At 38.9% G+C, this 3,183-nt stretch carries 4 protein-coding genes; 3 read left to right on the top strand and 1 reads right to left on the bottom strand.

The annotated features are described in order from the left end of the window. Positions 1-253 precede the first annotated feature (253 nt). Positions 254-1,114, bottom strand: a complete 861-nt coding sequence (locus tag GQR38_RS19825; RefSeq protein ID WP_002958889.1) for a YicC/YloC family endoribonuclease — start codon at positions 1,112-1,114, stop codon at positions 254-256. A 179-nt stretch (positions 1,115-1,293) separates the two neighbouring features. Here GQR38_RS19825 and rph point away from each other — a divergent pair, with 179 nt between their 5' ends. From rph to GQR38_RS19810, 3 genes are read left to right on the top strand one after another with little or no spacing between them, the layout of a single operon-like run. Next, the gene (gene rph, locus GQR38_RS19820) at positions 1,294-2,007 is read left to right on the top strand and encodes a ribonuclease PH (RefSeq protein ID WP_002958890.1); all 714 of its coding nucleotides are present in this window, start codon (positions 1,294-1,296) and stop codon (positions 2,005-2,007) included. Between the two features lie 18 nt (positions 2,008-2,025). Next, positions 2,026-2,670, top strand: coding sequence for an orotate phosphoribosyltransferase (gene pyrE / locus GQR38_RS19815; protein ID WP_007583381.1), 645 nt, complete (start codon positions 2,026-2,028; stop codon positions 2,668-2,670). Between the two features lie 56 nt (positions 2,671-2,726). Next, positions 2,727-3,107 carry a diacylglycerol kinase gene (locus tag GQR38_RS19810; RefSeq protein WP_007583384.1) on the top strand — a complete coding sequence of 127 codons (381 nt, stop codon included), beginning with the start codon at positions 2,727-2,729 and terminating at the stop codon, positions 3,105-3,107. Positions 3,108-3,183 lie beyond the last annotated feature (76 nt).

Raw genomic sequence — 3,183 nt, 5'->3', positions numbered from 1 at the left:
GTGGTCGTACTGTAGGTGCTGGTGTTGTAGCAACTATCGTAGCGTAATTATTAGCCTAGCTAATTGTTACCAAAAAGCCCGAGCTTAGTCTCGGGCTTTTTAATGACTAAAATAAAGAGTGATTTGAAGGTGAGAATCTCACATTAGACGAAGATGCTTGGTAACAACATGCAAAATATTATTGGTATTAATAAAAAACCCGAGCCTAGCCCGGGTTTCGATAAGTTATGAATATGCCATAATTGGCTGAAAACTATTCAATATTTTGGATCTGTTCTCTCATTTGTTCAATCAACACTTTTAACTCTACAGCGGCAGTAGTGATGTCACTATTGATAGACTTAGATGCTAGCGTGTTAGCTTCACGATTAAATTCTTGCATCATAAAATCTAGGCGGCGGCCGCATGCGCCACCTTTTTTAAGGATTTTTTTAGTTTCTTTAACGTGAGACTTTAAACGATCTAATTCTTCAGCTACATCTTGTTTTTGAGCAAGATAAATAAGTTCTTGTTCAAGGCGCGACTCGTCAATGTTTGCTGTTAAGTCTTCTAGCTTTTGAGCCAGTTTTTCACGTTGCCACTTAGCAATCTCAGGCATGTGCGTTTCTACAATTTCTACTTGCTCTAAAATCGCATCAAGGCGGATTGCTATCATTTCTTCAAGGTTTGCACCTTCATCGCCACGAGCTGATTTAAAATCTTCGATTACTTGATCAAGACCAGCAATTAGTGCTGTATTAACGCTATCCATATCAAGTTCTTCAGCTTCCATAACACCAGGCCAACGTAATATATCAACAGGATTAATGTCGCCATTACTTTGCTGTTGAACCCATTTCGCGCTATTTATAAGTTGCTCAGCAAGGGCTTGGTTAATTGATAGCTCACCAACATGGGCAGGATTTGCTACAAACTTTAAAAAAACCTCAACTTTACCGCGTTGTAAGTGTTTGCGTAAACGCTCACGAATAACTGGCTCCATGCCACGAAATTGCTCTGGTGCGCGAATAAATGTTTCAAGGTAACGCTGGTTCACTGAACGAACTTCCCAAGTGCCAGTTCCCCAATCGCCTTTTATTTCGCGACGCGCATAAGCTGTCATACTGTGGATCATGGATATTTTCCTAAATTTATAAATACAATATTACGATGATTATACCGTAACACCGCTTAAGCTCTAGGGAAAATTTAATACACTGAATATTTTGCATACAGCTATTTATTTAAATCAGCATGGTATCTATACCCACATACACTTATAATGTCGCAAATTCTGAATTAAGGGGATCGTCAATGCGTCCAAGCGAAAGAACACCTAACCAAATTAGACCTGTTACATTTACACGTAATTATACTTTGCATGCTGAAGGCTCAGTACTTGTTGAGTTTGGTAACACCAAAGTACTTTGTACAGCTACTGTCGAATCGGGCGTTCCTCGTTTCATGAAAGGTCAGGGTAAAGGTTGGATCAATGCTGAATACGGTATGTTACCGCGAGCAACGCATACGCGTAATGCTCGAGAAGCTGCACGTGGTAAGCAGGGCGGTCGTACTATGGAAATTCAACGTTTAATTGCACGTGCACTTCGTGCTGCTGTTGATTTAAAAGCACTTGGCGAAAACACAATCACTATCGACTGTGATGTAATTCAAGCAGATGGCGGTACACGTACTGCTTCTATAAGTGGTGCATGTGTTGCACTTGTTGATGCGCTAACGCATATGCGTGCCAAGGGTATGATTAATTCAAACCCACTTAAACATATGATTGCGGCTATTTCAGTAGGTATATACAAAGGCCAAGCAATTAGCGATTTAGAATATATTGAAGATTCAGCAGCAGAAACTGATATGAATGTAATTTTAACCGAAACAGGTAAAATTATAGAAATTCAAGGTACAGCCGAAGGCGAACCTTTCTCGTTTGATGAGCTAGATGAGTTACTTACTTTAGCTAAACATTCTATTCGTGAAATCATTGACGTACAAAAGCAAGCATTAGCATAAATAGGTAGGCCACTAGATATGAAAGATTATCAAAAAGAGTTTATAGAATTTGCTCTAGAGAAGCAGGTATTAAAATTTGGTGAGTTTACTTTAAAGTCTGGGCGCATAAGTCCTTACTTTTTTAATGCCGGTTTGTTTAATACAGGTCGTGACTTAGCACGTTTAGGTCGTTTTTATGCATCAGCACTAGAAGATTCAGCGATAGAGTACGATGTACTATTTGGCCCCGCGTATAAGGGTATCCCAATCGCGACAACGACGGCAGTTGCATTAGCAGATCACCATGATAAAGATGTACCGTACTGTTTTAACCGTAAAGAGAAAAAAGCACACGGTGAAGGTGGTACATTAGTAGGCTCAGAACTCAATGGCAAAATAATGCTAGTTGATGATGTAATTACCGCAGGTACCGCTATTCGTGAGTCCATGGAAATTATTGCACAAAATGGTGCAGACCTTAGTGGTGTTTTAATTGCATTAGATCGCCAAGAAAAAGGTAAAGCCGAGTTATCAGCTATTCAAGAAGTTGAACGCGACTTTAATACCAAAGTAATCTCTATTGTAAAATTAGCAGACCTTATTAGTTACCTTGAAAACCAAGGGACGATGGGCGAGCATTTAGCCTCAGTTAAAGCTTACCGTGATCAATACGGCGTAGCATAAATAAAAAGCCTCGCAGTGCGGGGCTTTATTTTGACCTTCATTCATAGAGTTTATTAATGAAAGATGTATTAAAACCAAATGGCTTAGGCCTCAAACGCGTTTTCAAAGCAACCTATTGCTCCTATCTTGGCTTTAAAGCAGCATTTAAAGAAGAAGCTGCATTTAGACAAGAGCTATTACTAAGCCTTATATTATTCCCCACTTCATTTTGGCTTGCTTCATCATTATTACACTGGGCAATACTAATTAGCTCACTGCTTATTATTCTAATAGTTGAATTGCTAAACTCTGCCATTGAAGCATTAACAGATCGAGTAAGTACAGAATTGCATGTATTGTCAGGTAGAGCCAAAGATATGGGATCTGCAGCCGTAACACTTTCATTAACGATCGTATTGATCATATGGGGTGTAAGTCTTTATATGAAGATCGTTTAAGCTCACTTTTAATATTTGTGAAGTTTAAACACCTTTAGTTGTTAATAATTTGCTAGTTATGTTGTGTTTTTAACGT

The organism is Pseudoalteromonas sp. c7(2019), assembly GCF_011378625.1.
In the GTDB taxonomy this organism is placed as follows: Bacteria; Pseudomonadota; Gammaproteobacteria; order Enterobacterales; family Alteromonadaceae; genus Pseudoalteromonas; species Pseudoalteromonas arctica.
The sequence above is the reverse complement of the archived record's forward strand: the minus strand, read 5'-3'. Positions and strand labels throughout refer to the sequence as shown.